Here is a 22,570-nt window from a genome sequence, read left to right as displayed (position 1 = left end):
CGTGCCCGACGACGTACGAGCACGACAGCGAACGGGAGCCGGGGTCGGCCTGCTGCTGACCCTGGTTCTCGCGGCCGTGCTGCTCACGGCGCTACCGGATACCGACGACCGTCGACACCGGGACGACAGTCGACAAAATGGCGGCGACTGTATACCGCACACCGTCGCCGAGTGGTCGACCGCCGACCGCCTCACCACCGAGTTCGCCCGCTACGGCGACGACGCCACCCGCACCGACGACTGGACCGGCGGCGACGGCACCCACTCCCTCGCCCTGCCCGACGGCAGGGTGCTGTGGCTGTTCTCCGACACCTACCTCGGCCGGGTGCACCCCCCGCCCAATCCGTCCGGCGAGTCCGCCGCCTGGCGTGACACGACCGCGCCCCTGGTGCGCAACTCGGCGGTGGTGATGCGGGACGGACGGCTCACCCGGACCCTGCCCGCGCCCCTCTTCCCCGACCCGGCCCCGAGCCAGTGGCGCTGGCCGGTCGCCGCCCGCGTCGAGCCGCGCTCCCCCGGCTCGACGGAGCAGGTCGTGCGGGTGCTGCTGTGGGTGCGCGCCGAAGGCCAGGCCCCGTGGATCTACGGCGTGCCGACCGCCACCGAGGTCGCCACGCTCTCCCTGCCGGACCTGCGCGTGGAGTCCGTCACCGAGGTCCTCGGCCAGCGCCTGCTCCCCGACCCCTCCCGGCGCGTCCTCTACGGCACCACGCTGATCGAGCGCGACGGGTGGACGTACGTCTTCGGCGGCGACGACGGTCAGGCGGCCTCGCGGGCGACCTCGTCGGCGTATGTGGCACGGGTGCCGAAGGGACGGCTGGCGGATCCCGCCGCCTGGCGGTACTGGGACGGCGGCGCCTGGACCCGCGCCGCCGAGCGGGCCGCCCCGGTCCTCGGCGACGAGCGGCGCACCGGTGTGGGCAGCGCGTTCTCGGTGGTCCGTAGGGGAGGCACGTACGTGCTGTTCACGATGGCGGCGGGTGGCGCCGGGCTGACCGCGGTGACGTCGTACTGGGCCTGCTCCCCCACCGGCCCCTGGCACGGCCCCGCCAGGGACTTCCGGCCGCCGCTGCCAGGCGGTGGGCCGACGGGTGCCGAGGTCGTCGCCGCCTACAACCCGCAGACGCACCCCGAACTGGGCGGTGACGGGCGGCTGGTCCTCAGTTACGACGTCAACTCCCTGCACACGGTCGGCGCCTCGGCGCACATCAACGGGAACGTGTCCCTGTACCGACCGCGGTTCGTGACCCTGCGTCTGACCCCGGCGCGCTGACCGGGTCCTCCTCGACCGGGTCGCGGGAGCGGCGCTTGGCGATCACCGCGCACACCATCAGCTGCATCTGGTGGAAGAGCATCAGCGGCAGCACGGCGAGCGAGGCCTGCGGGCCGAACAGGACACTGGCCATGGGCAGTCCGGCGGCCAGGGACTTCTTCGACCCGGCGAACTGGACGACGATGCGGTCCTCCCGGTCGAAGCGCAGCGCCTTGGCGCCGTACCAGGTCAGGGCGAGCATCACGGCGAGCAGTACGGCCTCCACGCCGAGCAGCCCGGCCAGCCGGGCGGGGCTCACCTGGTGCCAGATGCCCTCGACCATGCCCTCGCTGAACGCGGTGTAGACGACCAGCAGGATGGAACCGCGGTCGACGAGCCCGAGGACCCGCTTGTGCCGGGCGACGAAGCCGCCGAGCCAGCGGCGCAGCGACTGCCCCGCGACGAACGGCACCAGCAGGTGCAGCACGATCTCCAGCACCGAGTCGGCGGCGAACCCGCCCGCCGCGCTGCCCAGCAGCGAGGCCGCGAGCAGCGGGGTGAGGACGATTCCGGCCAGGGAGGAGAAGGAGCCCGCGCAGATCGCGGCGGGCACGTTGCCGCGGGCGATGGAGGTGAAGGCGATCGACGACTGGATGGTCGAGGGGACGAGGGTGAGGAAGAGCAGGCCCTGGTAGAGGGGGTCGGTCAGCAGTACCGGGACCAGTCCCCGGGTGGCCAGGCCGAGCACCGGGAAGACCAGGAAGGTGCAGGCCAGGACCGTGAGGTGGAGCCGCCAGTGTTTGAGGCCGTCCAGCGCCTCCCGGGTGGACAGCCGGATGCCGTAGAGGAAGAACAGGATGGCGATCGCGGCCGTGGAAGCCCCGGACGCCACCTCGGCGCCCATGCCGCGGGCGGGGAGCAGCGCCGCCAGGCCCACCGTCCCGAGCAGCAGCAGGATGTAGGGGTCGACCGGCATCCGGGCCGGCCAGCGCAGGCGTCTCACGGTGCTCCACTGACGGTTTCTCGCTGGTACACGGGGACAAGGGGTCCCCGGTCCATCTTGCTCCTCCGCGCTTCGATCGGGAATCCCGCACACCACTCTGACTGTCATCGCGTTCCGCGATAACCTGGCGGCGTGTACGACCCCTCCCATCTGCGGACCTTCCTGGCGGTGGCGCAGACGCTGAGCTTCACCCAGGCCGCCCGGCGGCTCGGCCTGCGCCAGTCGACGGTGAGCCAGCACGTACGGCGGCTGGAGGACGCCACCGGGCGGCAGCTGTTCAGCCGGGACACGCACTCGGTGGAGCTGACCGAGGACGGCGAGGCGATGCTCGGGTTCGCGCGCCGGATCCTGGCGGTGCACGAGCAGGCCTCCGCGTTCTTCACCGGCACCCGGCTGCGCGGCAGACTGCGCTTCGGCGCCTCGGAGGACTTCGTACTGACCCGGCTGCCGGAGATCCTGGAGGGCTTCCGGCACGATCATCCCGAGGTGGACCTGGAGCTGACGGTCGAGCTGTCCGGCACGCTGCACGAGATGCTCGCGGCCGGGAAGCTGGACCTGGTGCTGGCCAAGCGGCGACCGCAGGATCCGCTGGGCGAGCTGGTCTGGCACGACCGGCTGGTGTGGATCGGCGCCCAGCGTCTGCGTCTGGACGCGGACCGTCCGGTCCCGCTGATCGTCTATCCGCCGCCCGGCATCACCCGCGCCCTGGCGCTGGAGGCCCTGCAGCGGCAGGGCCGTTCGTGGCGGATCGCCTGTACCAGCGGCAGCCTCAACGGTCTGATCGCCGCCGCCCGCGCGGGCCTCGGGGTGATGGCCCACTCGCGCGGGTTCATCCCCCCGGGCCTGGTCCGCGTCCCGGACCGCTTCGGCCTGCCCGAACTCGGGCAGGTCGACTTCGCCCTCGCGCCGGGCCCCCGCCGCCCCACCGCCCCTGACACGGCGAGCGCCGCGGACGCGCTGTCCACGGCGATCCTGGCGGCGGGCGACCGCCTGCAACGGCCGTAGCGCGCTGGCACCGCAACGCGACGGCACCGTAACGAGACGGCACCGCAGCACGACGACACCGCCACGACGGCCGTAATCGGGTCGTACAGATTCCGTGCAGATTACGGAGCGAAAACTTACTCCGCGGTCAGATTTGTGTCCGCTCCTGCCCCATGTGGGTGCATTCTCTGTCGACGAACCGCACGAATCGGACCGTTGCCGGGCCCCTGAGCCCCTCCCCGCCCAGAAAACGGTGGGGTAACTTGCAGCGCACTGTGCGGAGCGTCACAAGGAGCCGTCACAAGGAGCGATGCGGGTTGCGCGAGTTCACCAGTCCTCCGGTGGAGCTGCCGCCGCCGGTGGGCGGCCTGGCCGACGTCGTCTTCGAGCACGCCCGCACGGACCCGCAGGCCATCGCCCTCGGCCGCAAGGACCAGGCCGGTCAGTGGCGGGACGTGACCTCCGCCGAGTTCCGCGACGAGGTGCTCGCGCTCGCCAAGGGGCTGCTCGCGCGCGGCGTACGGTTCGGTGACCGCGTCGCGATCATGTCCCGTACCCGCTACGAGTGGACGCTGTTCGACTTCGCCCTGTGGACGATCGGCGCGCAGGTGGTGCCGGTGTATCCGACGTCGTCGGCGGAGCAGTGCTTCTGGATGCTGTACGACGCCGAGGTGACCGCGGCGGTGGTGGAGCACGAGGACCACGCGATGACGATCGCCACCGTCATCGACCGGCTGCCGCTGCTGCGCGAGCTGTGGCAGCTGGACTCGGGCGCGGTGCGGGAGCTGTACGACGCGGGCGCCCATCTGGACGACGAGGTGGTGCACCGGCACCGCAGGGCGGTCACCCCCGACTCCATCGCCACCGTCATCTACACCTCCGGCACCACCGGCCGCCCCAAGGGCTGTGTCATCTCGCACGGCAACTTCATGTGGGAGGCGGACACCGTCATCGAGCGCTGGGAGCCGGTGTTCCACTCCCGCAAGGGTGACGAGGCGGCCACCCTGCTCTTTCTGCCGCTCGCCCATGTGTTCGGCCGGATGGTGGAGGTGGCGGCGATCCGCGGCCGGGTCCGCTTCGGGCACCAGCCGCAGCTGAACGCCGCCGCGCTGCTGCCGGATCTGGCCGCGTTCCGGCCGACGTTCATCCTGGCGGTGCCGTACATCTTCGAGAAGGTCCTCGCCGCCGCCCGCCGCAAGGCCGAGAAGGAAGGGCGCGCCGGGCCGTTCGAGAAGGCCGTCGACGTGGCCGTGAAGTACGCGGACGCCGTGGAGGCGAAGGCCTGGGGCACCGGGCCGGGACCGTCGACGGCGCTGCGGCTCCAGCACCAGCTGTTCGACAAGCTCGTCTACGCCAGGGTGCGCGCCGCGATGGGCGGCCGGATCCGCAACGCGATGTCCGGCGGCTCCGCCATGGACCGGCGGCTCGGGCTGTTCTTCGCGGGCGCGGGCGTGCAGGTCTACGAGGGGTACGGCCTCACCGAGTCCACGGCCGCCGCCACCGCCAACCCGCCCGAACGCACCCGCTACGGCACCGTCGGGCAGCCCGTGCCGGGCGTGAGCGTGCACATCGCCGACGACAACGAGATCTGGCTCAGGGGCGCCAACGTCTTCCAGGGCTACCTCAACCACCCCAAGGCCACCGACGAGACCCTGCACGACGGCTGGCTGGCAACCGGCGACCTGGGCTTCCTCGACGACGACGGCTACCTCACCCTCACCGGCCGCAAGAAGGAGATCCTGGTGACCTCCGGCGGCAAGAGCGTCTCCCCCGGCCCGCTGGAGGAGCGGGTACGGGACCATCCGCTCGTCCACCAGTGCATCCTCGTCGGCAACGACCGCCCGTACGTCGCCGCCCTGGTCACCCTCGACCAGGAGGCCGTCGACCACTGGCTCCAGATGCGCGCCAAGCCCCGGCCGCCGGACGCCGAACTGGTGCGGGACGCGGACCTGGAGATGGAGGTGCGGCGCGCGGTGGTCGCCGCCAACACCCTGGTCTCGCAGGCCGAGCAGATCCGCACCTTCCGCATCCTCACCCAGCCCTTCACCGAGGAGCACGGTCTGCTCACCCCGTCGTTGAAGCTGAAGCGCAAGGCCATCGAGAACGCGTACGCGGATGTGGTCGAGGCGCTGTACCGGACCTGAATTCCACCGTCAGGAATGCAAACGGGCCGCTGATCGTTGACGATGGGAGTACCACCTGACGACAACCGTAAGGATCAGAAGCTCGTGAGCAGCAAGGTCCCCCCGATCATCCTCAACAACGGCGTCGCGATGCCCCAGCTGGGTTTCGGCGTCTGGCAGGTGCCGGACACCGAGGCGGAGCAGGCGGTGGCCACGGCGCTGGAGGCCGGGTACCGCAGCATCGACACGGCGGCGGCCTACGGCAATGAAGAGGGCACCGGCAAGGCCATCGCCGGGTCCGGCATCCCCCGCGAGGACCTCTTCGTCACGACCAAGCTCTGGAACAGCGACCAGGGGTACGACACCACCCTGCGTGCCTTCGACACCTCCCTCGGCAAGCTGGGCCTGGACTATCTGGATCTGTACCTCATCCACTGGCCCATGCCGTCGCAGGGGAAGTACACCGACACCTACAAGGCGTTCGAGAAGCTGCTCGCCGACGGCCGCATCCGCGCCATCGGCGTCTCCAACTTCCTGCCGGAGCACCTTGAGCGGCTGATCGAGGCGACGTCGGTCATCCCGGCGGTCAACCAGATCGAGCTGCACCCGCACCTCCAGCAGCGCGCCGCCCGTGAGTACCACGCGGAACAGGGCATCGCCACCGAGGCCTGGTCGCCGCTGGGCTCGGGCAAGGGCCTCCTGGAGGTCCCGGCGATCGTCGCCATCGCGCGGAAGCACGACCGCACCCCGGCCCAGATCGTGCTGCGCTGGCACCTCCAGCTGGGCAACATCGTGATCCCGAAGTCCGTGACCCCGTCCCGGATCAGCGAGAACATCGACGTCTTCGACTTCAGCCTGGACGACGAGGACCTGGCGGCGATCAGCGCCCTCAACGAGGACCGGCGGCTGGGCCCGGACCCGGCCACCTTCGGCTGACCGAGCCCCGCGCCCGCGTGCCCCCGTGACCGCCGCGGTGACGGGGGCACCGGCGTATCTCAGTTGGGCTGCCCGACCGGCCGTACGACCACCGTGTTGACGTCGACGCCCGCGGGCTGCCGAATCGCCCAGACCACCGAGTCGGCGATCTGGTCGGCGGTCAGCAACTGCCCGGGCGGCAGGCTGCCGTAGCCGTCCCAGAAGGGGGTCTCGACCCGGCCCGGCGCGATCAGGGTCACCCCGATGCCCCACTCGGTGACCTGGCGCCGGGTGTTCTCGGCCAATCCGGTGACCGCCCACTTGGTGGCGCCGTAGATGTTGCCGGGCGTGTGCACGAACCCGGCGACGCTGCCGACCAGCACGATCCGGCCGCGGGTCTCCTTCAGCGCGTCCACCGACGCGCGGATGAGCAGGGCGGGGCCGAGCACATTGGTCAGCACCATCTCGGTCCATCCGGCGGGGTCGCCGTCCGCGACCGAGTCATGGGTGGCGAAACCGGCGTTGGCGACGACTGTATCCAGTCGGCCGTATGCGGTCAGCGTCGTGTCGACCGCCGACCGTACATCGTCGTACTCGGCCGCACTGCCGACCATCGTCAGCAGACGGTCCGGCTCACCGAGTCCCTGCTCACCGAGTCCCTGCTCGCCAAGTCCCTGCTCACCAAGTCCCTGCTCGCCGAGTTCCTTGGCGAAGCCGCGCAGCCGCTCCTCGCCCCGCCCGGTGACGGCCACCCGCCACCCGGCAGCCAGCAACTGCCGCGCCACGGCAGCCCCGATGCCGCTGCCACCCCCGGTGATGAGCGCGACCGGAGACTCCGGAGAGTCCGGAGTGTTCGAAGAGTCGCTCATGATGTCCCCCTCTTGTCCGGTGAATGCCGGGAGTCCATCACTTGGAGCGCTCTCGAGGTCAAGCCCTCCCCAGAGGTCATGCCCGGTCCAGAGGTCAGCCCCTCTCCAGCCGGGCAGCCGTGTGCACCGTCCGCGCCGTCAGGAAGAAGACATCCCTGCGATGGTGCAGGCCCGCCTTGTCCTCGGGATCGATGAGCCGGTCGAGCGTGGCGACGTCGGTCGCGTCGAGGCGGTCGGCGCAGGCCTCCCGGATCCGGGAGAGGGTGGTGACCAGACAGGCGCGGGCCCGGTCGGTGGCCGGGGGCGGGACGTCGAGCAGGAAGCTGCGGGTACCGGTGGGCCGTAGCCCGGCCGAGGCGAGCAGGTCCGGCCAGTCCTCGGGCACGTCCACGGTGCCGGGCAGGGCAGCCCGCATCTCGGCGAACCAGTCGGCCTGCGCCGCGTCGAGCCGGGCCTGGAGGCCGGGGCGGCCGATGCCGATGTCACGCGGCAGGAACCGTACCGGCAGTCCGCCCTCCAGCAGCGCGAGCGTGCCGCCGGGCGCGAGGCGTTCGGCGAAGGCGGCGAGCCCGGCGCGCTGGTCGCCGAGGTGGTGCAGGCTGTTGCTGGCCCAGATCAGATCGGCCGGGTAGTCCAAGTCGCCCAGGACGTCGGGCAGTTCGCCGGTGAGCGTGCTGAAGCGGTCGGCCACGCCACGCCGCTCGGCCCGTTCGCGGGCGCGTTCGAGGAGCGGTCCGGCGGCGTCGACGGCGACGACTCGGGCGCCGGGGAAGGCCTCGGCGAGCAGGGCCGAGATGACGCCGGGCCCGCTGCCCGCGTCGACGATCAGGCCGGGTTCGGTCTGCTTCTTGCCGAGCCAGGCCATGGCCCGCTCGTACAAGGGCGTGTACAGCTCCGCCTCGGCCTCCAGGTGTGGGGCCATGGCGGTCCAGTCGATGTCGCCGTGGTCGTGGTCGTGGTGGTGACCGTGGGCGTGGTCGTGCCGCTGCCGCTGGTGGTGGTCGTGGTCGTGGTGGTCGTGCGCCATGGTCTCAGCCTCTCCTCCGGATGGCGTCAGCGTGCGACGGCACACCGCGAGGAGGCAAGTCAGGTTGCCAAGGCAGCAAAGAGAGGTGGTCCGCCGGGCGGGCCCCGCCCGGCGGACCGGGACCGTCACCGCACCGCGGCGACGGGTGCCGTCACCGTGTTACGGCAGCGGCGGGTAGGCGTTCTGCATCAGCTGCTGGAACTGGGCCGAGAACCAGTGCCCGGAGATCGGCGCGTCCGGGAGGGCGCCGGTCAGGTTGTAGCCGTTGCGCGGGGTGCCGGTGAAGGCCGGGTCGCACATCTGGTCGAAGCCCTTGCCCTCGTCGTTCGGGATCGCCTTGCTGGAACCGTCGGACTCACCCGGCGGCTTCATCCAGACGTAGGCGTCGATCCCGGTCGCGGGGCTGGCCTGCGGGCGCTCGCCCAGGCCCGCTCCGGACTGGTTGCACCAGTTGCCGATGTGGATGCGGCGGTCGTAGCGGCCGCCGTCGACGTAGGTGTCCACGCTGGTCGTGGCGCCCGGGCCCGCGGGCCGGGCGCTGCCGCCCCAGCCGTTGCGGGAGGTGTCGATCAGCATCCCGATGTTGCTGTTGAAGCCGACCGAGACCAGCTGGTTGCGGAAGCCCTGGGCGAAGGACAGCTCGTCCACGTAGCGGTTCCAGTCGACCCACTTGGACTGGCGGACGGAGGTGCCGTTCACCGTGGAGTCGATGGTGAAGTTGTTCTCCTTCAGGGCGCTGTAGTTGGCCGTGTTGGTGATGAAGCCGTGCACGTCGTTGACGGTCGCGCCCTCGGCGGTCGCGGCCTCCTTGAACAGCTGCGCGGACGGGGCGAAGTTGTCGTCCCAGCCGATCCAGCCGTGGTGCCCGGCGTCGACGTAGTTGTAGACGTTGCCCGCGTCGGCGAGCTTGTTGAGGGCGTAGCCGACGCCCTTGACGTAGTTGCCGTTGGCCTTCATCACGTCGCACTCGGGGGTGGCCGTCGGACGGCTGCCGGTGTTGGTGACGAGGTTGGGCAGGGAGTCGATCTCGACCGTGGTGACGATCCTGAGGCCCGCGTACTTCGGGTCGGCGAGGATCGCGGCGATCGGGTCGATGTACTCGGTCTTGTACCGGTCGATCTGGGTCGGGCCGAGTTCGCCGTTGGAGGCGAGGGCGGAGCAGTCCCGGCCGGGCAGGTTGTAGATGACCAGCTGGATGACGAGTTCGCCGGAGCCCTTCTGCACCAGCGCCTCGTCGAGGTGGTCGCGCAGCCCCATGCCGCCGTTGACGCCGTTGATGGCGGCGATGCGATCCAGCCACACACCCGTCGGCTGGTTGGCGATCCGGCTGCCGCCCGGCTCGGCGGCGGCGTTCGCGGACCACTCGGGGTTCACGTACACCTTGGCACCGGCGTACGGGTTGTCGACCCGGTTGCCGGGGCCACCCGGGTCCGGGTCGGGACCGCCACCGCCGCCGTCGTCGACATTGCAGGTCACACCGTCGAGCGTGAAGGTGGTGGGGAGTGCGTTGGTGCCGCTGTAGCTGCCCTGGAAGCCGAAGGTGGCCGAACCACCGGTGGCCAGCGAGGCGTTGTACGACTCGTTCGCCGCGGTGACCTCGGCGCCGCTCTGGGTGACGCGGGCGTTCCAGGCGCTGGTGACACGCTGGTTGCCCGCGTACGACCACTTCACGGACCAGCTGTTCTTGGCGGCGCCGTTGTTGGTGACCTTGACAGAGGCGGTGAAGCCGGAGCCCCACTGGTTCTGGATCTGGTAGTCGACGGTGCAGGGGACGGCGGCGGTGCCGACATCGCCGGGGACGGCCGCAAGGGCGGTCCCCGCGCTGCCGACGACCAGGGTCAGCGCAGCGAGCAACGCTGTTCTGGTGCTGGTGGTACGGCTCATCGGTGCGGGTTTCCTCTCGTGGGGGTGAGTCCGTCGAGGGCGCGCCGAACGGCGCGCAGCCCGGTGCCGCTACGCGAGTAAAAGACCTGAACGCGGGGGGTGCCACATGAGCGACTCCTGGCAGTACGGGCACGACGTGACGGACGCGTCGACTGTTGGAACCGCTCCCACTGGTGACGGCGAAGGTAGCGCCAAGTGACGGTAAAGAACAGAGGGTTGACTTGACTTTTTGGAGTTGAACCCGTCGAACTTTTTCGACTCTTCAAGCATCTTGACCCGTCAACGCCCCGTCTCCACTATGGGAGCGCTCCCACTGGTTCAAGCCTTGACTTCGTCGAGCCGCAAGGAGGAACCAGCACCATGCCCCCCAGAAGCAGACGCCGCACCGCGCGGCGGTTATGGACGGCCCTCGTGGCCGCTTTCGCGGTGCCGTTGTCGCTGCTGGCCGCGAATCCGACGCCCGCGCAGGCGGCGGCGGTTCAGTGCAGCGTCGACTACAAGACCAATGACTGGGGTTCCGGTTTCACCGCGGACCTGACGATCACCAACCGGGGTACGGACCTGATCGACGGCTGGACCCTGACCTACGCCTACTCCGGCAACCAGCGCCTCTCCAACGGCTGGAACGGAACCTGGTCCCAGTCCGGCCAGTCGGTCACCGTGCGGAACGCGTCCTACAACGGCAGGATCGCCGCCGGGGCCGCGGTCTCGACCGGCGCCCAGTTCACCTACAGCGGCAGCAACACCGCCCCGGCCTCGTTCGCGGTCAACGGCGTCAACTGCGTCGGCGCCCACCAGCCGCCGATCACGGTGCTGACCAGCCCGGCACCGGGCGCGGTGTACTCGCAGGGCACCGCCGTCCCGCTCGCGGCCACGGCCGCCGCGGCCGACAACGCCACCATCACCAAGGTGGAGTTCTACGACGACACCACCCTGCTCGGCACCGACACCAGCGCGCCGTACTCGCTCTCGGTCTCGAATTTGACCGTGGGCAGTCATTCGCTGGTGGCGAAGGCGTACGACAGCCTGGGCGCCACCGGTGACTCGACTCCGGTCGGCATCACCGTCGCCTCGGGACCGGCCGTGGTGGCCACCCCGGCCCAGCTGCCGGTACGCCAGGGCCAGTCGGGCACGTTCGACGTCAAGCTGTCGACACAGCCGTCCGGCAATGTGACGGTGACGACCGCCCGCACCGGCGGCAACACCGGACTGTCCGTGACGGGTGGCGCCTCGCTCACCTTCACCCCGTCGAACTGGAACACCGCGCAGCGCGTGACCATCAGCGCGGACTCCTCCGGCACCGGCGCGGCCACCTTCGAGTCGACGGCGCCCGGCCATGGCAAGGCAAGCGTCACGGTCACCCAGATCGCGGCGTCGAAGGAGTACGACGCCCGGTTCCTGGAGCTGTACGGGAAGATCACCGACCCGGCGAGCGGCTACTTCTCGCCGGAGGGCATCCCGTACCACTCGGTCGAGACGCTGATCGTCGAGGCGCCGGACCACGGCCATGAGACCACCTCGGAGGCGTACAGCTATCTGATCTGGCTGCAGGCCATGTACGGCAAGGTGACCGGCGACTGGACCAAGTTCAACAGTGCCTGGGAGATCATGGAGAAGTACATGATCCCGACGCACGCGGACCAGGCGACGAGTTCCTTCTACACGCCGTCCAAGCCCGCGACCTACGCACCGGAGCACGACCAGCCCAGCCAGTACCCGTCCGCGCTGGACACCGGTGTGTCGGTGGGGCCGGATCCGATCGCCGGTGAACTGAAGACCGCATACGGTACGGACGACGTCTACGGTATGCACTGGCTCCAGGACGTCGACAACGTCTACGGCTACGGCAACGCGCCCGGCAAGTGCGAGGCGGGCCCGACGGACACCGGACCGTCGTACATCAACACCTTCCAGCGCGGCCCGCAGGAGTCGGTCTGGGAGACGATCCCGCAGCCGACCTGCGACGCCTTCAAGTACGGCGGCACGAACGGCTATCTGGACCTGTTCACCAAGGACGCGTCCTACGCCAAGCAGTGGAAGTTCACCAACGCCCCCGACGCCGACGCGCGCGCCGTGCAGGCCGCGTACTGGGCGGACCTGTGGGCCGAGGAGCAGGGCAAGGGCGGCGAGGTCGCCGGGACCGTCGCCAAGGCGGCGAAGATGGGCGACTACCTGCGCTACGCCACCTACGACAAGTACTTCAAGAAGATCGGCAACTGTGTGGGGCCGTCCACCTGCCCGGCCGGTACCGGCAAGGACTCCTCGCACTACCTGCTGTCCTGGTACTACGCCTGGGGCGGCGCCACCGACTCCTCGGCGGGCTGGGCCTGGCGGATCGGTTCCAGCCACGCGCACGGCGGCTACCAGAACCCCATGGCCGCCTACGCGCTCGCCAACTACCCGGACCTGAAGCCGAAGTCGGCGACGGGTCAGGCGGACTGGGCCAAGTCCCTGGACCGCCAGGTGGAGTTCTACCGCTGGCTGCAGTCGGCGGAGGGCGCCATCGCGGGCGGCGCGACCAACAGCTGGGCGGGCCGCTACGCCACTCCCCCGTCCGGGACACCGACCTTCTACGGCATGTACTACGACGAGAAGCCGGTCTACCACGACCCGCCGTCCAACCAGTGGTTCGGCTTCCAGGCCTGGTCCATGCAGCGGGTCGCGGAGCTGTACCAGCAGACCGGCAACGCCACGGCCAAGTCGGTCCTGGACAAGTGGGTCGACTGGGCGCTGTCCGAGACCACGATCAACCCGGACGGCACCTTCCGTATCCCCGCCACGCTCCAGTGGTCGGGTGCGCCCGACACCTGGAACGCCGCGAACCCGGGTGCCAACAACGGCCTGCACGTCTCCGTCACCGACTACAGCAGCGACGTCGGTGTGGCGGGCAGCTACGCCAACACCCTGATCCACTACGCGGACCGCTCCGGTGACACCGAGGCGGCCCGGGTGGCGAAGGCGCTGCTCGACGGCATGTGGGAGCACAACCAGGACGCGCTCGGCATCGCCGTCCCGGAGACCCGCACCGACTACAGCCGCTTCGACGACGCGGTGTACGTGCCGAGCGGCTGGACCGGCACCATGCCGAACGGCGACCCGATCAACTCCTCGTCGACGTTCGAGTCGATCCGCACCTTCTACGAGGACGACCCGGCCTGGTCGAAGATCGAGAGCTATCTGGCGGGCGGTGCCGCGCCCACCTTCACGTACCACCGGTTCTGGGCCCAGGCGGACATCGCCCTGGCCATGGGCACGTACGCGGAGCTGCTCGAATAGCCCCCGCTGAACGCTCCGTGTACATGGGGCCCGCCACCTGACGGCGGGCCCCCTCGCGGCCGGGCGGTCCCCACCCGCACTGGGGACCGTCCGGCCGTCGCGCGCTCCCCGACGGAACGACCGCAACAGAATCCCCTGCGGAACCACCGCGACGGAACTACCTGAACGGACCGGACCGACCGGACAGGAAGGACTCCCCACCGTGCGAAGAACCCGTATCCTCACGGCCGTGCTGGCGCTCGCGGCCGGGCTGCTCGCGGGCACCCCGCCCGCGCTGGCGGCCGAGGCGCCGCGGCCGACGGCGGCACTCGCCGCGGACACCTACACCTGGCAGAACGCCCGCGTCGACGGCGGCGGCTTCGTCCCCGGCATCGTCTTCAACCGCAAGGAAGCGAACCTCGCCTACGCCCGTACCGACATCGGCGGCGCCTACCGCTGGCAGCAGTCGACAAAATCCTGGACACCGCTGCTGGACTCGGTCGGCTGGGACGACTGGGGCCACACCGGTGTGGTGAGCCTCGCCACCGACTCCGTCGACCCGGATCGGGTGTACGCGGCCGTCGGCACGTACACCAACAGCTGGGATCCGGGGAACGGGGCCGTGCTGCGCTCCGCCGACCGGGGCGCGAGCTGGCAGAAGGCCGCGCTGCCGTTCAAGCTGGGCGGCAACATGCCGGGCCGCGGCATGGGCGAGCGCCTGGCGATCGACCCGAACCGCAACAGCGTGCTGTATCTGGGCGCGCCCAGCGGCAACGGGCTGTGGCGGTCGACGGATTCGGGCGCGACCTGGTCGAAGGTCGCCAGTTTCCCGAATCCCGGCAACTACATACAGGATCCCGGCGACACCAGCGGCTACGCCTCCGACAACCAGGGCATCGCCTGGGTGACCTTCGACGAGTCGACGGGCGCGGCGGGCAGCGCCACGCGGACGATCTACGTCGGCGTGGCCGACAAGGAGAACGCGGTGTACCGGTCCACGGACGCGGGCGCGACCTGGTCACGAGTTGCGGGTCAACCGACCGGTTACCTACCGCACAAGGGCGTACTGGACACCGTGAACGGTCATCTGTACATCGCATACAGCGACAAGGGCGGTCCCTACGACGGCGGCAAGGGCCAGCTCTGGCGCTACTCCACCGCGACCGGCACCTGGACCGACATCAGCCCGGTCGCGGAGGCCGACACCTACTACGGCTTCAGCGGGCTGACCGTCGACCGTCAGAACCCCGGCACGGTCATGGCCACGGCCTACAGTTCCTGGTGGCCGGACACCCAGATCTTCCGCTCCACCGACAGCGGCGCCACCTGGACCCAGGCGTGGGAGTACACGTCCTACCCCAACCGCTCCAACCGCTACACCATGGACGTCTCGTCCTCCCCCTGGCTGACCTGGGGCGCGAACCCGTCGCCGCCCGAGCAGACACCCAAGCTCGGCTGGATGACCGAGGCGATGGAGATCGACCCGTTCGACTCCGACCGCATGATGTACGGCACGGGCGCGACGATCTACGGCACCGAGGACCTCACCGACTGGGACAGCGGAAGCCAGTTCACCATCACGCCCATGGTGCGGGGCCTGGAGGAGACGGCGGTCCTCGACCTCGCCTCGCCCCCCTCCGGCGCCCCGCTGCTCAGCGCGCTGGGCGACGTCGGCGGCTTCCGGCACACGGATCTCACCAAGGTCCCGCCGATGATGTACACCCAGCCCAACTTCACCTCCACCACCAGCCTGGACTTCGCGGAGTCCGACCCGAACACCGTCGTCCGCGTCGGCAACCTCGACTCCGGACCGCATGTCGCCTTCTCCACCGACAACGGCGCCAACTGGTTCGCGGGCAGCGACCCTTCGGGCGTCAGCGGCGGCGGCACGGTCGCGGCGGCGGCCGACGGGAGCCGGTTCGTGTGGAGCCCCGAGGGCGCGGGCGTCCACCACACCACCGGCTTCGGCTCGTCCTGGTCGGCGTCCAGCGGCATCCCGGCGGGCGCGATCGTCGAGTCCGACCGGGTCGACCCGCGCACCTTCTACGGCTTCAAGTCGGGGACGTTCTACGTCAGCACGGACGGCGGCGCGACCTTCACCGCGTCCGCCGCGACCGGGCTGCCCGGCGGGGACAGCGTCCGCTTCAAGGCGCTGCCCGGCACCAAGGGCGACATCTGGCTGGCGGGCGGCGAGGAGGGCGGCACCTACGGGCTGTGGCACTCCACCAACGGCGGCACCAGCTTCACCAAGCTGGCGAACGTCGCCGAGGCCGACACCATCGGCTTCGGCAAGGCGGCCCCCGGCGCCTCCTACCAGACCCTCTACACCAGCGCCGAGATCGGCGGCGTACGCGGCGTCTTCCGCTCCACCGACCAGGGCACGAGCTGGACCCGCATCAACGACGACGCCCACCAGTGGGGCTGGACCGGCGCCGCCATCACCGGCGACCCGCGCGTCTACGGCCGGGTGTACGTGTCGACGAACGGCCGCGGCATCATCTACGGCGACACGTCCGACTCCGGCGGCCCGGGCCCGGACCCCGATCCCGACCCGACCGGCGCCTGCGCGGTCACGTACGCCGTCACCAACCAGTGGTCGGGCGGCTTCCAGGCGGACGTACGCCTCACCAACACCGGCACCACGGCATGGTCCGGCTGGTCCCTGAGCTGGACGTTCCCCCAGGGCCAGACGGTCTCGCAGATGTGGAACGCCGACCACACCCAGACGGGCACGACGGTGACGGCGAGGAACGTCGGCTGGAACGCGGGCGTGGCGGCGGGCTCCTCCGTGAGCTTCGGCTTCACGGGCAACTGGAACCAGTCGAACCCGAAACCGGCCGCGTTCAAGCTGGGCGACCAGAACTGCACGGTCGGCTGACCGGAACGGGCACAAGGACAGGGGGCGCGTGCCCGGCACGCGCCCCCTGTGCGCCGTACGCACCACGGCATGTGGGCGGACTACGGCGTGTACACCGTCGGCCGAGGCGCCGTGGGCATCTTGTTGCCGATGAAGAAGCTGGGGTGCGGGGGCTGGTTGTAGGCGGTGTTCTGCCAGGCCAGGCCCGTGCGGTACATGGTGTCGTGGAGGAGGGTGGTGATCTTGGTGGTGGTCTCGTGGGGGGTGGAGTAGATGCGCAGGTTGCGGTTGTCGCTGGTGCGCCAGACGACCTCCTCGCGCCAGTCGCCGATGATGTCCCCGGCGAGGGCGGGGGTGGACTTGGTGCCGTTGTTGGAGGAGACGCCGGAGCCGGTCAGCAGACGGGTCTCGGCGGAGGTGCCGTACTTGTCGATCCGGGTGCCGTCGAGGAGTTCGCGGACGGTGTCGCCGTCCCACCAGGACAGGAAGTTCACCGAGGACGGCTCACGGCCCTTGGCGGCACCGGCCTCGTCGCGGATGGAGGTGTCGGAGGCCGACCACATCTCGGCGCCGTCGTTGCCCGCGTGGATGTCGGCGGCGACACCGCGGCCGTTGTCGCAGCAGGCGGAGAGCTGCCAGCGGATCGAGCCGTTGGCGGGGTTGAGGTACAGCTCGGCGGGCTGTGAGGTGGACTCGGAGACCTTGAAGTACTCGAGGCCCGAGGCCGACGGGTCGAGGTCGCCCAGGTGCTGGGCGTCGCCGTGGCCGGTGCGGGCGGTCCACAGGCCGTTGCCGTTGTCGTCGACGGCCATCGAGCCGTAGACGATCTCGTCGCGGCCGTCGTTGTCGACGTCGCCGACGGAGAGGCTGTGCGAGCCCTGGCCGTCGTAGCCCCGGCCGCTGTTGGTGGAGGAGTTGGTGTCGAAGGTCCAGCGGCGGGTGAAGGCGCCGCCCCGCCAGTCCCAGGCGGCGATGACGGAGCGCGTGTAGTAGCCGCGGGCCATGATCAGGGAGGGGCGGGCGCCGTCCAGGTACGCCGTGCCCGCGAGGAAGCGGTCGACGCGGTTGCCGTAGGAGTCGCCCCAGGAGGAGACGGTCCCACGGGCGGGGACGTAGTCGACCGTGCCCATCGCCCTGCCGGTCTGGCCGTTGAACATCGTGAGGTACTCGGGGCCGGACAGGACGTAGCCGGACGAGTTGCGGTGGTCGGCCGACGCGCTGCCGATCACCGCGCCGGTGCCGTCGACCGTGCCGTCCGCGGTCTTCATGGCGACCTCGGCCTTGCCGTCGCCGTCGTAGTCGTAGGCCTGGAACTGGGTGTAGTGCGCGCCGGAGCGGATGTTGCGGCCCAGGTCGATGCGCCACAGCCGGGTGCCGTCGAGCTTGATGCCGTCGACGACGGTGTTGCCGGTGTAGCCGGACTGGGAGTTGTCCTTGGCGTTGGTGGGCTGCCACTTCAGGACGAAGTCCAGGGCGCCGTCGCCGTCCAGGTCGGCCACCGAGGCGTCGTTGGCCTCGTAGGTGTAGGCGACGCCGTCCGGGGTCGTGCCTCCGGCGGGCGGGGCGATGGGCACGTCCTTGTATCCGGCGCGGAACTGCACCGCGTGCACCGAGTCGCCCTGCTCCACGCCGCCCACGACGGCGCGGACGGTGTAGTCGGCCGAGTTGGGCGCGCCGGAGTGGAAGAAGTTGGTGGAGCCGGTGATCGGCGCGGGGTTGACCTTCGTACCGGCCCGGTAGACGTTGAAGGCGACGTCGGTGGGGTCCGTCGCCAGCCAGCGCCAGCTGACCAGGTTGCCGGTGCCGGTGTGGACGCTGGCCACGCCCCGGTCGAGCCTCTCGACCTGCCGGGCCGTCGCGGCCTCGGCGGTGTCGGTGGTGAGCGCGGTCAGTCCGGCGCCGGTCAGGGCGGTCGCGGCGACGGCCACCGCGAGGATGGGCGTGCGGCGTCTGCGGTGCCTGTGGGGGTGCTGCACGGGACGTACCTCCCGGGAGGACGGATGGATTCCGTCTCCCAGTCGCCACCGGGCCCGGATTGGTTGCCCCCCGCGCGGCCCCCCCTCGGCCCCCTCGGCCCCCTCGGCCCCCCTCGGCCCGCCTCGGTCCTCGCGGCCCCCGCCTCAGTCCTTGCGGAAGGCCCGCAGGGTGAACACCGGGTCGGGACGGTCGCGTTCCTGGTCGGGCAGGGCGGCCAGGCGGCCGATGAACTCCTCGGCCAGCGGGCTGCCCGGCGGCACGGTGACGAACCAGCCGCGGCGCAGGTCGGCGATCGTACGGCGGGGGCTGCGGCCCTGTCCCCGGCCCCGGAAACGGGCCTGCCCCGCGGCGCGCAGACCGCACTCGGCGGCGTACGACTCCACCAGGTGCGGGGTGTCCCTGGCGGGGCGGCGGGGCCGCGCGGCCATCACGGCGTCGATGTCACTGCCCACGTTGTGCGAGGCGGCCTTGTCGACGGTGGTGACGAACACCCCGCCGGGCCGCAGCACCCGGGCGCACTCGGCGACGATGGCCCGCACGTCGTCGTCCGTCGGCGGGAGGTGCAGCAGCCACACGCTGGTGACGGCGTCGAACTCGCCGTCACGGAACGGCAGTCGGCGGGCGTCCGCGAGCACGATCGTGCCCGGCAGCCGGGCGGCGGCCTGCCGGGCCATGGCCACCGACCGGTCGACGCCGGTGACCCGCATGCCCTCCCGCGCGGTGGCGAGCCGCCGGGTGACGATGCCGGTGCCGCAGGCGAGGTCGAGCAGGGCGCGGGTCTGCCGCGGGATCAGTCCCCGTACGGCGTCGGCGGCCTCGGCCGCCCTCGGCTCACCGCCCCGCCAGGCGTCGTAGCCCTCGGCTTCCTTGTCGTAGTCGAGCATCGCCGACCCCCCTCCGGACCTGATCCGCTTCTCCGTCTTCTACGTCTCCTACGTCTCCTACGTCCGCGGCGCGGCGTCCGCTCAGCTCGCCCCGTGCGCGGGGGCCAGCGCCTCGACGCGGCGGGCGAGTTCGACGTCCAGTTCGGTGACGGCGCCGCCCACGCTGTGGGTGTTCACGGAGAGGTCGACGCCGTGGTAGCCGAGGGTGAGGTCGGAGTGGTGGTCCAGTTCGTCCTGGACCTGGGCGATGTGCACGACCAGGGCCGCCGCCGCGATGTGCGAGCCGAGCCGGTAGGAGCGGGTGAGCCGGTTCCCGTCGAGGGACCAGCCGGGCAGTTCGGCGAGGTGCTCCTCGATCTCCCCGGGCGACAGCGGTTGGACGGGCATGGGGTCGCTCCCCTTCGGGTACGGGCGCTCTCGGACACCGCGGGCGCGGGCCTGGGTACGGGTACCTTCTCAGCGTGCCACAGGAGGGCAGGACCGAACCGGGACCGTCCGGGTGGCTCGTTCCGGCGTGCCGTCTGCCGATACCGTCGTAGGCATGAGCACTGCGACACCCGCCCGTACCGCGCCCGGCGCCGCGCCCGCCGACCAGGGGGTCGGCCCGCTGCTGCGGGCCTGGCGGGAGCGGCGGCGGATCAGCCAGCTGGAGCTGGCGCTGCGCGCCGACTCCTCCTCCCGGCACATCAGCTTCATCGAGACGGGCCGCTCCCGGCCGAGCGAGGAGATGGTGCTGCGGCTCGCGGAGCACCTCGACGTGCCGGTACGGGAGCGCAACGCGCTGCTGCTGGCGGCCGGTTACGCCCCCCGCTTCCCGGAGACCCCGCTGGACGACCCGGCGCTGGACGCGCTGCGGGCCGGTATGGAGCGCCTGATACAGGGCTACGAGCCGTATCCGGCGCTGGTGGTCGACGCCACCTACAACGTGCTGGCGGCCAACCGGGGCATCACGATGCTCCTCGACGGGGTGCCGGAGGCGCTGCTCGGGCCGCCGCTGAACGCGATGCGGCTGACCCTGCACCCGGAGGGGCTCGCGCCGCGCATCCGCAACCTGCGGGAGTGGCGCGGGCATCTGCTGGCGCAGATGGAGCGGCAGATCGCGCTGCACCGGTCGGCGGCGCTGCGGGCGCTGTACGAGGAGGTGGCGGCGTATCCGGTGCCGGAGTCGGCGGTGGAGGCCGAACCGGCCGGGCCGGTCCCGTACTTCGCGCTGCCGCTGCTGATCGAGCACGAGGGCCGGACGCTGTCGTTCATCTCGTCCATCTCCACGTTCAACACGCCGATGGACGTGACCGTCGCCGAGCTGGCCATCGAGACGCTGCTCCCGGGCGACCCGGCGACGGTCAAGTACCTTCAGTCGCTGCTGCCCTGACGTGCCTTGAGGGAGCCGTACTGGAGGGCGGCGAAACCGGCCACGGTGAGCGCCTGGAGGACGATCCAGACCACCCCGGTGGTGCTCGGTGACAGCCACACCCCGAGGGCGACGAAACTCACCGCCGCCCAGGCGAGGTTGGCCTCGACCACGGCCCGCACGCCGAGGGCGGCCGGGCTGGGGCGGGAACCGAGCAGGCCGACGGCCGCCGCGTACACGACGAGGAACACCCCGAGGACGAGCAGCAGGCCGGAGTCGACGTCGAAGAGGCGGCCGAGCGGTCCGGAGGCGACGAGGTAGGCGATGCCGTTCGTCCCGGTGACCACGGCGTCCAGCGCGAGGAAGCGGCGCAGCATCAGCTGCGGCTCGGTGGTGCGGGCGAGAGCGGCGAGGTGGGTTGCGGACATGGCGGAACACCCTCCGTCGGGGTCGTGGTGGTGCGCGGGGACCCGGCTCCCGGGTCGGAGTGCGCCGACCCGGAATCCGGTGCCCTCACGATCCCGCGGGCCGGGGGCGTGGTCCATTACCTGCGAGGTAATGCGTGATCAGTGGTCAGAATCCGTCCCTCCGCCCCGATTTGGTGACCAGGAGTGGTGAGAACCTCACCTCCCGCCACGTGAGACCGCCGCGGGAACATGACACACTGCACCCATGCTTTCGGCGCGTAGGGGAGGCGTGGCGTGAGTGAGCGGCGACCCGCGCCCACGGTGGGCCAGGTGGTACTCGGCAGACGTCTGCAGGAACTGCGGGAGGCGGCCCGGCTGAGCCGTGAGGAGGCCGCGCGGGTGCTCCGGGTCGCCCCGGCCACCGTGCGGCGCATGGAGACGGCCGAGGTCGCGCTGAAGATCCCGTACGTCCAGGTGCTGCTGACCACGTACGGTGTGGCCGAGGAGGAGGTGGCGGCCTTCGTGTCGCTGGCCGAGGAGGCGAACCAGCCGGGCTGGTGGCAGCGGTTCCACGATGTGCTGCCGGAGTGGTTCAGCATGTACGTCAGCCTGGAGGGCGCGGCGCGGATCATCCGCAGCTACGAGCCGCACTTCGTGCCCGGGCTGCTCCAGACGGAGGCGTACGCGCGGGCGGTGCTGGAGGCGGGGACGATAGGGCAGTCCGGGCCGGACACCATCGAACGGCATGTGAAGCTGCGGCTGACCCGGCAGGAGCTGTGGAAGCGCCCGGATCCGCCCCACCTGTGGGTGATCATGGACGAGACGGTGCTGCGGCGTCCGGTGAGCACCAAGCCCGAGGTGATGCGCGACCAGGTGGACCGGCTGCTGGAGGCCACCGAGAGCGACCTGGTGACCTTGCAGATCGCGGAGTTCCGGCACGGCCCGCATCCGGGGACGTACGCGCCGTTCTCGCTGTTCAGGTTCGGCCAGCCGGAGCTGCCGGACATGGTCTTCACCGAGTACCTGACCGGCGCGCTGTACCTCGACTCGCGTGCCGAGGTGTCCGGGCACCTGGAGGTGCTGGACCACATGTCGGCGCACGCGGCGTCGGTGGCGCGCACCAAGCAGCTGCTGCGGGAGTACCGCGGGAGCGTGTGACCCGTACGGGTGCGGTCGGCGGGTGCGTCGGCGCGTCGCCGCCTAGGTTCTAAGGGACGGGCGGGCGAGGGAGTGCGCGGGACCGACCGGCAGGAGGCGAGCCTGATGCCCGGATTCGAGGTGCTGTACCAGGCGGCGGCGCTCTGTCTGACCTACCCGGACGACGACTTCCTGGCCCGGCTGCCGCTGCTGCGGGAGGCCGCTCCGCAGGTGCGGGAGTTCGCCGACCACGCGGCGGTCACGCCGCCGGGTGAGCTGGCGGAGGAGTACGTGCGGGTGTTCGGGGCGCAGGGCCTCTACCTCGGGCGGGGCGGGGCCGCTCCGGCGCGGCTGTCCGACCTGTACCGGGCGCACGGTCTTGAGTGCACCGGTGAGGAGCGGCCGGACTTCCTGCCCGCGGTGCTGGAGTTCGCCGCGCGCACGGGCAACACCGATCCGCTGACCGGGCACCGGGACGCGCTGGAGGAACTGCGGGCGCGCCTGGCCGGGTTCGGGACGCCGTACGCCTGTGTCCTGGACGCCGTGTGCGCGACACTGCCGCCCGCCCATCCGGGCGACCTGACGGACCCGGTGCCGCAGCCACGCTGAGCCTTCCGTCCGCGGGTGCGTGGTGGCTGGTCACGC

General features: G+C 71.1%; 17 protein-coding genes. 9 read left to right on the top strand and 8 right to left on the bottom strand.

The genetic code is table 11. The features are described 5' to 3' along the window. The first annotated feature begins 1 nt into the window (after nt 1). Nucleotides 2–1,273, top strand: a complete 1,272-nt coding sequence (locus tag ACFVQG_RS05565) for a DUF4185 domain-containing protein (protein ID WP_383377166.1) — start codon at nt 2–4, stop codon at nt 1,271–1,273. Here the strand turns inward: ACFVQG_RS05565 and ACFVQG_RS05560 are convergent. After that, the gene (locus tag ACFVQG_RS05560) at nt 1,209–2,228 is read right to left on the bottom strand and encodes a bile acid:sodium symporter family protein (protein WP_383377942.1); all 1,020 of its coding nucleotides are present in this window, start codon (nt 2,226–2,228) and stop codon (nt 1,209–1,211) included. The two genes, ACFVQG_RS05565 and ACFVQG_RS05560, sit on opposite strands and share 65 nt — an antisense overlap. Before the next feature lie 159 nt (nt 2,229–2,387). Between ACFVQG_RS05560 and ACFVQG_RS05555 the strand changes: the two genes are divergently transcribed. From ACFVQG_RS05555 to ACFVQG_RS05545, 3 genes are all read left to right on the top strand, one after another. After that, nucleotides 2,388–3,260, top strand: a complete 873-nt coding sequence (locus tag ACFVQG_RS05555; protein WP_383377165.1) for a LysR substrate-binding domain-containing protein — start codon at nt 2,388–2,390, stop codon at nt 3,258–3,260. 296 nt (nt 3,261–3,556) lie between these two features. Continuing rightward, complete coding sequence (locus tag ACFVQG_RS05550; RefSeq protein WP_383377163.1) at nt 3,557–5,383, top strand: AMP-dependent synthetase/ligase; 1,827 nt, start codon at nt 3,557–3,559, stop codon at nt 5,381–5,383. Nucleotides 5,384–5,467: 84 nt separating this feature from the next. Next, nucleotides 5,468–6,298: an aldo/keto reductase gene (locus tag ACFVQG_RS05545; RefSeq protein ID WP_383377161.1), complete on the top strand. Its 831-nt coding sequence runs from the start codon at nt 5,468–5,470 to the stop codon at nt 6,296–6,298. Between the two features lie 59 nt (nt 6,299–6,357). On the opposite strand, the gene ACFVQG_RS05540 is transcribed toward ACFVQG_RS05545, so the two are convergent. The 3 genes from ACFVQG_RS05540 to ACFVQG_RS05530 all read right to left on the bottom strand — a co-directional run bounded on the left by ACFVQG_RS05540 (nt 6,358) and on the right by ACFVQG_RS05530 (nt 10,057). After that, nucleotides 6,358–7,146 (bottom strand): SDR family oxidoreductase, encoded by a 789-nt coding sequence (locus ACFVQG_RS05540; RefSeq protein WP_383377159.1) that lies wholly within the window; start codon nt 7,144–7,146, stop codon nt 6,358–6,360. Nucleotides 7,147–7,240: 94 nt separating this feature from the next. Further along, a complete protein-coding gene (locus ACFVQG_RS05535; protein WP_383377157.1) occupies nt 7,241–8,173 on the bottom strand; it encodes a class I SAM-dependent methyltransferase in 933 nt (310 codons plus the stop codon). Nucleotides 8,174–8,332: 159 nt separating this feature from the next. Next, nucleotides 8,333–10,057, bottom strand: a complete 1,725-nt coding sequence (locus ACFVQG_RS05530) for a glycoside hydrolase family 6 protein (protein WP_383377155.1) — start codon at nt 10,055–10,057, stop codon at nt 8,333–8,335. A 360-nt stretch (nt 10,058–10,417) separates the two neighbouring features. Here ACFVQG_RS05530 and ACFVQG_RS05525 point away from each other — a divergent pair, with 360 nt between their 5' ends. After that, nucleotides 10,418–13,333, top strand: coding sequence for a glycoside hydrolase family 48 protein (locus tag ACFVQG_RS05525; RefSeq protein ID WP_383377153.1), 2,916 nt, complete (start codon nt 10,418–10,420; stop codon nt 13,331–13,333). A 202-nt stretch (nt 13,334–13,535) separates the two neighbouring features. After that, on the top strand, nt 13,536–16,190 hold the full coding sequence (locus ACFVQG_RS05520) for a cellulose binding domain-containing protein (protein WP_383377151.1): 2,655 nt from the start codon (nt 13,536–13,538) through the stop codon (nt 16,188–16,190). An 80-nt stretch (nt 16,191–16,270) separates the two neighbouring features. Here the strand turns inward: ACFVQG_RS05520 and ACFVQG_RS05515 are convergent, their stop codons facing one another. From ACFVQG_RS05515 to ACFVQG_RS05505, 3 genes are all read right to left on the bottom strand, one after another. Continuing rightward, nucleotides 16,271–18,145, bottom strand: a complete 1,875-nt coding sequence (locus tag ACFVQG_RS05515; RefSeq protein ID WP_383377149.1) for a rhamnogalacturonan lyase — start codon at nt 18,143–18,145, stop codon at nt 16,271–16,273. Nucleotides 18,146–18,289: 144 nt separating this feature from the next. Next, the gene (locus ACFVQG_RS05510; RefSeq protein WP_383377147.1) at nt 18,290–19,030 is read right to left on the bottom strand and encodes a class I SAM-dependent methyltransferase; all 741 of its coding nucleotides are present in this window, start codon (nt 19,028–19,030) and stop codon (nt 18,290–18,292) included. 81 nt (nt 19,031–19,111) lie between these two features. After that, nucleotides 19,112–19,417, bottom strand: coding sequence for a 4a-hydroxytetrahydrobiopterin dehydratase (locus ACFVQG_RS05505; RefSeq protein WP_383377145.1), 306 nt, complete (start codon nt 19,415–19,417; stop codon nt 19,112–19,114). A 154-nt stretch (nt 19,418–19,571) separates the two neighbouring features. Between ACFVQG_RS05505 and ACFVQG_RS05500 the strand changes: the two genes are divergently transcribed. Continuing rightward, the gene (locus tag ACFVQG_RS05500) at nt 19,572–20,402 is read left to right on the top strand and encodes a helix-turn-helix domain-containing protein (protein WP_383377142.1); all 831 of its coding nucleotides are present in this window, start codon (nt 19,572–19,574) and stop codon (nt 20,400–20,402) included. Here the strand turns inward: ACFVQG_RS05500 and ACFVQG_RS05495 are convergent. Continuing rightward, on the bottom strand, nt 20,384–20,809 hold the full coding sequence (locus ACFVQG_RS05495) for a hypothetical protein (RefSeq protein ID WP_383377140.1): 426 nt from the start codon (nt 20,807–20,809) through the stop codon (nt 20,384–20,386). The two genes, ACFVQG_RS05500 and ACFVQG_RS05495, sit on opposite strands and share 19 nt — an antisense overlap. Nucleotides 20,810–21,082: 273 nt before the next feature. Here ACFVQG_RS05495 and ACFVQG_RS05490 point away from each other — a divergent pair, with 273 nt between their 5' ends. Beyond that, nucleotides 21,083–21,946 (top strand): helix-turn-helix domain-containing protein, encoded by an 864-nt coding sequence (locus ACFVQG_RS05490; RefSeq protein WP_383377138.1) that lies wholly within the window; start codon nt 21,083–21,085, stop codon nt 21,944–21,946. Between the two features lie 105 nt (nt 21,947–22,051). After that, nucleotides 22,052–22,534, top strand: a complete 483-nt coding sequence (locus ACFVQG_RS05485; protein ID WP_383377136.1) for a nitrate reductase molybdenum cofactor assembly chaperone — start codon at nt 22,052–22,054, stop codon at nt 22,532–22,534. The last annotated feature ends 36 nt before the right edge of the window (nt 22,535–22,570 follow it).

Origin of the sequence: Streptomyces sp. NPDC057877 (genome assembly GCF_042796855.1) — a bacterium.
Lineage (GTDB): Bacteria > Actinomycetota > Actinomycetes > Streptomycetales > Streptomycetaceae > Streptomyces.
This window is presented reverse-complemented; position numbering and strand designations above follow the sequence as displayed.

What these genes read in the sequence shown, in the direction of transcription:
- ACFVQG_RS05560 (WP_383377942.1), bottom strand. Translation starts at nt 2,228, where the DNA reads ATGCCGGTCGACCCCTACATCCTGCTGCTGCTCGGGACGGTGGGCCTG.
- ACFVQG_RS05540 (WP_383377159.1), bottom strand. Translation starts at nt 7,146, where the DNA reads ATGAGCGACTCTTCGAACACTCCGGACTCTCCGGAGTCTCCGGTCGCG.
- ACFVQG_RS05535 (WP_383377157.1), bottom strand. Translation starts at nt 8,173, where the DNA reads ATGGCGCACGACCACCACGACCACGACCACCACCAGCGGCAGCGGCAC.
- ACFVQG_RS05530 (WP_383377155.1), bottom strand. Translation starts at nt 10,057, where the DNA reads ATGAGCCGTACCACCAGCACCAGAACAGCGTTGCTCGCTGCGCTGACC.
- ACFVQG_RS05525 (WP_383377153.1), top strand. Translation starts at nt 10,418, where the DNA reads ATGCCCCCCAGAAGCAGACGCCGCACCGCGCGGCGGTTATGGACGGCC.
- ACFVQG_RS05510 (WP_383377147.1), bottom strand. Translation starts at nt 19,030, where the DNA reads ATGCTCGACTACGACAAGGAAGCCGAGGGCTACGACGCCTGGCGGGGC.
- ACFVQG_RS05505 (WP_383377145.1), bottom strand. Translation starts at nt 19,417, where the DNA reads ATGCCCGTCCAACCGCTGTCGCCCGGGGAGATCGAGGAGCACCTCGCC.
- ACFVQG_RS05500 (WP_383377142.1), top strand. Translation starts at nt 19,572, where the DNA reads ATGAGCACTGCGACACCCGCCCGTACCGCGCCCGGCGCCGCGCCCGCC.
- ACFVQG_RS05495 (WP_383377140.1), bottom strand. Translation starts at nt 20,809, where the DNA reads ATGTCCGCAACCCACCTCGCCGCTCTCGCCCGCACCACCGAGCCGCAG.
- ACFVQG_RS05485 (WP_383377136.1), top strand. Translation starts at nt 22,052, where the DNA reads ATGCCCGGATTCGAGGTGCTGTACCAGGCGGCGGCGCTCTGTCTGACC.